10 protein-coding genes are annotated in these 7,669 nt (G+C 34.1%); all 10 read right to left on the bottom strand.

The genetic code is table 11. The features are described 5' to 3' along the window. Positions 1-618 (bottom strand): DUF2680 domain-containing protein (locus tag J6D32_RS00940; RefSeq protein WP_287467177.1); only part of this gene is annotated, 618 nt, incomplete at its 3' end. Positions 619-1,090: 472 nt separating this feature from the next. Further along, positions 1,091-1,342 carry a metallophosphoesterase family protein gene (locus tag J6D32_RS14050; protein WP_353734598.1) on the bottom strand — a complete coding sequence of 84 codons (252 nt, stop codon included), beginning with the start codon at positions 1,340-1,342 and terminating at the stop codon, positions 1,091-1,093. A 40-nt stretch (positions 1,343-1,382) separates the two neighbouring features. Then, the gene (locus tag J6D32_RS00935; RefSeq protein ID WP_237701272.1) at positions 1,383-2,246 is read right to left on the bottom strand and encodes a metallophosphoesterase; all 864 of its coding nucleotides are present in this window, start codon (positions 2,244-2,246) and stop codon (positions 1,383-1,385) included. A gap of 14 nt (positions 2,247-2,260) precedes the next feature. Next, positions 2,261-3,676, bottom strand: a complete 1,416-nt coding sequence (gene cls, locus J6D32_RS00930) for a cardiolipin synthase (RefSeq protein ID WP_055164731.1) — start codon at positions 3,674-3,676, stop codon at positions 2,261-2,263. A gap of 36 nt (positions 3,677-3,712) precedes the next feature. After that, positions 3,713-4,213 carry a DedA family protein gene (locus tag J6D32_RS00925; protein ID WP_006784903.1) on the bottom strand — a complete coding sequence of 167 codons (501 nt, stop codon included), beginning with the start codon at positions 4,211-4,213 and terminating at the stop codon, positions 3,713-3,715. A gap of 120 nt (positions 4,214-4,333) precedes the next feature. Beyond that, positions 4,334-4,984 (bottom strand): SdpI family protein, encoded by a 651-nt coding sequence (locus tag J6D32_RS00920; RefSeq protein WP_055164734.1) that lies wholly within the window; start codon positions 4,982-4,984, stop codon positions 4,334-4,336. Next, entirely contained in the window at positions 4,974-5,249 is a 276-nt protein-coding gene (locus J6D32_RS00915; RefSeq protein WP_006784901.1) for an autorepressor SdpR family transcription factor, read from the bottom strand. Before J6D32_RS00915 ends, J6D32_RS00920 begins: the two co-directional genes overlap by 11 nt. Positions 5,250-5,269: 20 nt before the next feature. Beyond that, positions 5,270-6,091, bottom strand: coding sequence for a YhfC family intramembrane metalloprotease (locus tag J6D32_RS00910; protein WP_006784900.1), 822 nt, complete (start codon positions 6,089-6,091; stop codon positions 5,270-5,272). Positions 6,092-6,180: 89 nt separating this feature from the next. Beyond that, positions 6,181-6,666: a GNAT family N-acetyltransferase gene (locus J6D32_RS00905; protein WP_006784899.1), complete on the bottom strand. Its 486-nt coding sequence runs from the start codon at positions 6,664-6,666 to the stop codon at positions 6,181-6,183. Between the two features lie 42 nt (positions 6,667-6,708). Further along, entirely contained in the window at positions 6,709-7,512 is an 804-nt protein-coding gene (locus tag J6D32_RS00900) for a potassium channel family protein (protein ID WP_009607372.1), read from the bottom strand. Positions 7,513-7,669: the final 157 nt, after the last annotated feature.

Raw genomic sequence — 7,669 nt, 5'->3', positions numbered from 1 at the left:
TGTTCCTTTATTTTCAGTCTCTTGTCGAGCTTTAGGAGCTTTTGATTCTGTTGTTCCTTTATTTTCAGTCTCTTGTCGAGCTTTAGGAGCTTTTGATTCTGTTGTTCCTTTATTTTCAGTCTCTTGTCGAGCTTTAGGAGCTTTTGATTCTACTTCGCCTTTTTCAGTTGAAGCGTTTTGTGTTTTAGAAGTTTTAGATTCTTCTTTTGTCTCAGATTCTGGTTTAGGGGCTTTTGGTCCTCGAGGCCCAGCTACCCCAATAAACATTTGTTCATTACGAGCTTTTTCTGAAAATTCAGCCATATATTTTTGCATAGCTTGTGCTTCATCTTTTGAAATAATTCCATATTCAACGTATTTATCTAATAACTTGACTTTAGCCACATTCACTTTATCAAATAAGTCGTAGATTTCTTTTTTCTGATCTGCAGTTAACGCATCAAATTTTGCTTGAGCTTCTTTAAATTTTTGTTCATGTTTAGCCATTTCAGCCTTTTGATCTTCTGTTAATTGCTGTGATACTGAAATGACGTCATCATTTTTTTCAGCAGCTTGTCCATTTATGCCACCTAGGCCAACAAGCATACAGGCTGTAAAAATTGAGATTACTTTTTTCACAAAAAACACCTTCTTCAAATAATTCTTACACAACCGACAAAATTAGTTTGAGCATTTTTTGTCGATTATTGTGTGCCAACTTCTTCTTTATCAGATAATATTTAGAAATTAAAAACAGACAACAAAAAAAAGCAGAATCACTCTGCTTTTATCGTCCATATAAACCGGTTTTAAGTTCATGAATATTAACTTCTTTATCTGGTATTTTGACTCATTTGCTAGCTCAATTGCCGATTCAATATCGTATTTAAGTCAATAAAACTGAATAGAAAAGTCTGCTTCTTGTTGGGAATTTAAAATTCCCTCTAAGATAACATAGGCGGCCATTGGGATTAAATCGAAAGAATTTCCAACACTTCTGACATTAAATAACACTCTTTCGTCGCGTAAATATTGTAAATAATCACCCTGAATACCGCACTATAACTCACGAGGATTAGCATGAAATAAACGAATATACCGTCCGCTTAAGTCAAATCCAGTAACTTCTCGAAGAGTTCTCAATATTTCTAATCGTCTCCCACCGAATGCATGTCGGTATTACCAAAATAAAATCTTCCCAATTTCCTTTTGCAATAACTTGGCACTTTTTTAAATAGAGATCAACCACTTCCTTTGATTGTGACCCTTTTCCAATCATATCACCTAAACAAAAAATGGGTTTTTGTTCAATATCATGCAAGACGACCTTAAGAGAAGGCATATTTCCATGTCTATCAGAAATAAGGGCAAAGTTTCACTTTTCTCATTTATATTCTCCCGACTTATTCAGGATTGATCTCAATCATCACCACATCTGGTCGATTAAACAAACGAAGTCTTCCTAACCCTCGACTTACAATCAGATTTGACGAATTAAATCGATAATGTCCCCCACTATATTTAGGAAACAATTTGCGTTCAGGGGATAGAATCCCTCCGATAAAAGGTAGTCTTACAGCGCCTCCATGAACATGTCCGCAACAAATTAAATCAACTTCATGTTCAAGATAGATCGGAATTAAAAATGGGTTATGCGCAAGTAGAATATTATAATGATGCGGTGATGTGGGCTCTAGCACATCAGAAACCTTTTTAATAGGATGAATATCATCAATTGCTGAAATTTTTTCTGGGACGGCACAATAATGAGCCAATGGAACGGTTAATCCTTGAATATGTAACTTTACATCTTGTAGTTGAATCAGATTCGTGTCATTTTTCAAGACATGCACTCCCAATGCTCTTAAATCATTTAAATAAGTCTCATACCACCCATTTTCTAGATTGAGCGTATCATAGCGTGCTGTTAATTCATGATTTCCTTCGATATAATACATTGGAATTTGATCACTTAATGCCGCTGCAACTGATAAAAAGGCATCCCCATTATGATCTGTTGAACTAATCATATCCCCTGTTGTCACAATTAAATCCGGTTTAAGTTCCCGGACTTTTTTAATCAGTCGCTCATTATTAACTCCGAATTCTTTAGAATGCAAATCGGATAAGTGAACAATTTTTATTTTATGCTTGAGTTTCTCTGTTTTAAGATAGAACGTACTTACTTTTAACGTTTCTAATTCGAAATATAAAAATCCTATCCCAAACAGTAGTAAGGCTAACAGCATCATAAGTCTTTCACACACCCTTTCCCTGTCCTTTATAAAATCATCGAGATGACGCGATAAATACTTTCTTCCATTCTTACCCACCATCGCTTATTTAATTCGTATGAGTCATCCACTATTAAACAATTCTCCAAATCTTTATTAAATTGATGATTTAACTGCTCTGTAAACGTTTCATTATAAACAAAAGCACTAATTTCATAATTAATTTTAAAACTTCTTTGATCCATATTAGTTGAACCAATACAACTAACTTTGCCATCAACTGTCATAATTTTTGAATGTAAAAACCCTTTATATAAATAGACGGTAATTCCTGCTTCTCGTAACTCTTTAATAAATGAAGTAGTCGTTCGATAAACGTAGTGATGATCCGCAATCGTTGGAATCATCACCTCTACCTTAACGCCTGAATAAGCAGCCATTTTTAACGTCTCGAGAAATAAATTATCCGGTATAAAATAAGGGGTTTGAATTTGAATCGACTTCATGGCTGTTTGAATCATTTTTACCATCCCTGATTTAATATCATCCGTACTCGTATCGGGTCCATCACTCACAATTTGCATTTCACACTCTTTCTCACCCCTATGAGATGAGAAATAATTCTTGAATTTTGTTTTAATCTGATTTTCTTCTTCAACATCATCACAAACCATGAAATAATCACGTAAAAAACGGAGCTGTAAAAAACGAACGGATTCACCTATGATTCGCAAATGAGCATCTCGCCAAGGAGAATATTTCGGATCTAAAGACATATATTCTTTTCCAATATTCATTCCTCCCATATAACCTATTTTACCATCAATCACCACAATTTTACGATGATTACGATAATTATAATTTAATCCAACTAAACGTATTTTAGCAGGGTGAAAATTATAGACCTTTCCGCCTGCTCGAATAATTGGATCAAAAAAATGCATCGGTGTTCCAAAGCATCCCGCCCCATCATAAATAACGCGTACTTCTACCCCTTCGTGTGCCTTTTTTGCTAATAAATTGACAAATTCAGTTCCGAGTTCATCTTGACGAATAATAAAATATAGAAAATGAATAGATGTCGTGGCTTGACTGATATCTAAATACAGTTGCTTATACTTTAATTCCCCTTCAGAATAAAACGTCAAATCATTATATCGTGTTAACTTCGCTTGATTAAATTGACGATTATACCGCATAATGGACCTGATAGGTTCATCAACGTTTGATTCATAATGTAAATCACTCACATTTTCTTCAATGGTATCAACTAGATTCACTTTCTTTGACACTTTTGGTGTTCTTTCAAAAAGTAGATAAAAAATAAACCCAATGACCGGAATAAAAACTAAAACGAGTATCCAAGCCAATAATAAAGAAGGTTCTTTTCGTTTATAAAATATTAAATTCCCAATTAAAAAGAGATTAATTAGTCTGATTATAATTAAAAGAAACGCGATCATATTGCATCCTCCAACTAAAAAAATCCCCCTTTATTATTATTTTAAAAATAAATAACCAAATGCATAGCCTGCATAGATAAACACAATATTCCATATGGCAATCCCTGCCATTGAATAAAGACTAAATGAGACGAAGTTCATTCGAAGCGTTCCCACTGTTAATGAAATCAATGTTCTAGCAACCGGAATAAGCCTGGCAATAAATACCCCTTTATTTCCATGGCGATCCGTATACCCAATCGCCTTATCAATAGACGGTTGTAAATTGACAAACTTTTGATAAAATTTATCTAAAATGGGTTTCCCTAAAAAATAACCAATAAAATATAAGACATAGCTTCCTAATAAGCCCGCCATAATCGAAACAATTAAGGCGGTCATGAAGTTCATGTCACTGCTTGCAATTAAAATCCCAGCGGCAGGCATAATAATTCCAGCTGGTAGTCCAGGTAAATTCATATACTCGAGAAACACAATGATAAATAAAAAATATAAACCATAAGTCGAAAAGTAATCTAAAACTGTATATATATCCAATCCATTCCCCACCTTTTTGTCATTAATCATGTACCTTATTATGTCATAAATTTTGGATTTTATTCAATCTAAAAATAGCATAACTTCAACGGAAAACTTGTAAAAAAAAGATGGAATTTCTTAAGAAATTCCATCTTTTTTATTCGATTGACAATGATATAGATAATATGAGTATCCCATTGAAAAAATGATTGGAATAAAAATACAAGCCAGATATAAGCTCATTCCTACTATACCTGATACAAAAGCACAGAAAAGCATTAAAACGCCACTCACAACGATTAAATAAGAACTCATACGATGCGTTTTAGTCCAAACCTCATCACTTGCTAAAGTCCATGGCGTACGAATGCCAAACGTATAATTCGGTTTCACTTGTCCTAAATAATTCCCCATGACAATAAATAAAATCGAAATTCCAATCTTAGCAATCAAATCAATGGGCAGTTCAACTCCTAAAGCAACAAGAAAAGTCATGATTTGTAAGACAACCATAAATAAGATTAAGATTAACATCACACGTTCATATGCTTTTGTAAATTTAGAAAAAGATTTTTGCTTTGGATCAATTTTTGGCATAAGCCAAAATAACCCATACATGAAAGCAGGAAGACAAGCTAGAACAATAGCCATCCATCTAGGGCTGTAACCATCCACATCACCATTGATGTTCCAGTGCGTTGGAATTTGCTGTGGTAAAACAGGATAAGCGATGAGTGTTGCGACGAGTGTCAATCCTATCACACTGACTAAAAATTTATTAATTTTCATGATTCCCTCCTCGATACATAAACTCATAAAACCACCCAATCACATCTTGAACCACGGTTGTATTTAACGTATAGACAACGAATTGCCCTCTTTTTTCACTTTGTACTAAATCCGCATTTTTTAAGATGTTTAAGTGATGAGTAATAGAAGGCTTACTCATGTCAAAACATTCTGCAATTTGCCCCGCTGTCATCTCACCCTTGTTCAATTTTTTTAAAATCGTACGACGAGTGGGATCCGCGAGTGCTTGAAAAACCTTATTCACTAACTTACCTCCTTATGTTACTAATACCCAGCTTTTTGATACTTTTGTAATTCTTGATCCTCAGGAATAGATAAATCTTCTTTATATCGCTTTATTTGTCTGAAAATAAACACTAAGAATCCAATGGCAAAGAGCGTGACGAGTCCTTCGGTTGCAATTAAATTAACTTTTCCAAGTTGATAAAGCGCCGCTGGCAAATCTAACGAGGCATGTAATAAAATAGCGAAAAGATAATACTTGATTTTACGTTCACGAACGGCTTTAAACACAAGAACCGATAATCCAATTTGGATGATGAGCGTCATCAAACGTTCATAGCCTGCCACCCCAAATATAATGGGCGACACCATCGTTAATTGTTCGGTTATGGATTGCTCAAGTGCTGTACTAAACCCCAAATTTTCAATTAATCCATGATTAATAAACAAAGAGATAACGATATTACTAATATACGTTGTCCCGACAATTAGCATCGCTTCTATTCCGCCATGGCCAACGCCATAGCTCAAACTATCTTGAAGTCTTGTTTGTTTTTTTAAACAAAACCTAAAACAAAGATAACGAGCTGTTTCCTCAAAAATACCAGCCATTAATCCCCCATATAAACTATAAATAACAGGCTGAGTTAACCAACTTGACGTGTTTCCATTTACGACTAAGAAATAATAATTGATCGGTGCTTCAATCACCTGAACTGCAACGACAAATGCAATCATTCCGGTTAAAAAACTTGTAATAGAAGCTTGATATCTCTTTCTTAGCCACCAAATTAAAACAAGTGGTACTATAAAACAAACAAAACACGTTATCCCCATCATGATGAATGATGATGTACTAACCATTATACCATCCCCCAATAATTAGTTAATTATCTAATTAATAATCTTATTATAGAAAATGTATGTTTGAGTGTCAATTAAGATTCCTAAGATTACCTAATGATTTTTTCATATGACTTTTCAGTTGAATTTTCTCCAACTTTTTTAAACCCTAGCGACTCAAAAAGCCGTTGTGAACTCGTATTATAGTGAAAAATGGCAGGCACAGATATTTTTTGCATCCCTTTCTCTTTAGCGCGCTTTAATAGGGTTTTAATCACCTGCTTTCCAATTCCTTGTTGCCAATATGCCTCAACACCGATGGCAATAGGTAGATTCTCTTCCCACAACGTGACATCTCCAATCGAGACCCAATCCTGATTTTCACAAACTTGAATGAAATAAAGTTCTCCTCTAGTGCTTAAAAATTCATACATATTATAAATTTCATCTAGCCCATAAACTCGATTGCTAATTCCTTCTGATAAATACATCACTTTCTCATTTTGATACCAAGGCAGTGCGTGATCCCACTCTGATTTATCCGGCGTATATAAGCGAAGTCTTTCCTGAATATTAATGATTTTAGGTTGATTCATTTTCTCTCTCCTTTACAGTCTACTATCATATCACACCTTAGGTTACTCTTCCTCTTTTTTCTCAATAACTTTCACACGTTCTTCTTGTATTTCCTCCTGACCTTTTTTTATAAGGGTTAAGACAGAAATAATTTGTTGAAATTCCTCAAAGCTCAATTCATCAAAATGATTCAATTTTTCAATCATCTCATCTACAATTTTAGGACGATAGACATCATGGCTTTTATTTAAAAAATAGGTTGAAATCGTCCCCGTTAAAGCTCCTAAAAAGCCAATCCCAGTTAACATGACAACAGAAGCAATGAGACGTCCGATTCCCGTTTTAGGTACGATATCACCATATCCCACCGTCGTTAACGTAACAATGCTCCACCATAATGAATCTTTAAATGAAAATCCTTCAACGAGTGAGATCCCACCAGCGCCTAACAATACAATGACAAGAGTGGCTAAGGACACATAATGAAGATTATTCGTTTTAAAAAATTGACTGATTTGTTTAAAAGCTGTCGTTAACATGACTGTGACCTTTACCACCTTTGTAAATCTTAACAAAGGTAATAATTCTGCCACTCGAGCGAGCCGAAATAAGCGATAAATGGAGAAAAAGGGAATGATGACAATTAAATCTATCTTATGAGATAAAAAAAACTGTTTCTTATCTTTACTGACTCCAAGTCTCACCAGATAATCAACGAAAAAAAATAGCCAAATTAAAACATCTAATGTATTAAAAAGCGCATCAATTTGAGGCGTTAATGAGAGAGTTAATTGTAACAGCGTCATAATGATGACAACAAAAGACAAAACAATAATGGTGGCTTGATATAACGACATTTTCTTCATAAATAACCTCAACTCAAATTCATTCTTTTTATTAGTTTTATCCTAATTTCAATTCCTATAACAAAAAAACTATCTCAAGCGAGATAGTTTTTTTGGAGTTAAATTAATTCTTTCTTGATAATAAAAACTCATACATCAAGTGAAAATGCTAGATTTC

Origin of the sequence: Turicibacter sp. (assembly GCF_017941855.1) — a bacterium.
GTDB lineage: Bacteria > Bacillota_I > Bacilli_A > MOL361 > Turicibacteraceae > Turicibacter > Turicibacter sanguinis.
This window is presented reverse-complemented; position numbering and strand designations above follow the sequence as displayed.

What these genes read in the sequence shown, in the direction of transcription:
- J6D32_RS00910 (WP_006784900.1), bottom strand. Translation starts at nt 6,091, where the DNA reads ATGGTTAGTACATCATCATTCATCATGATGGGGATAACGTGTTTTGTT.
- J6D32_RS00920 (WP_055164734.1), bottom strand. Translation starts at nt 4,984, where the DNA reads ATGAAAATTAATAAATTTTTAGTCAGTGTGATAGGATTGACACTCGTC.
- J6D32_RS00905 (WP_006784899.1), bottom strand. Translation starts at nt 6,666, where the DNA reads ATGAATCAACCTAAAATCATTAATATTCAGGAAAGACTTCGCTTATAT.
- cls (WP_055164731.1), bottom strand. Translation starts at nt 3,676, where the DNA reads ATGATCGCGTTTCTTTTAATTATAATCAGACTAATTAATCTCTTTTTA.
- J6D32_RS00900 (WP_009607372.1), bottom strand. Translation starts at nt 7,512, where the DNA reads ATGAAGAAAATGTCGTTATATCAAGCCACCATTATTGTTTTGTCTTTT.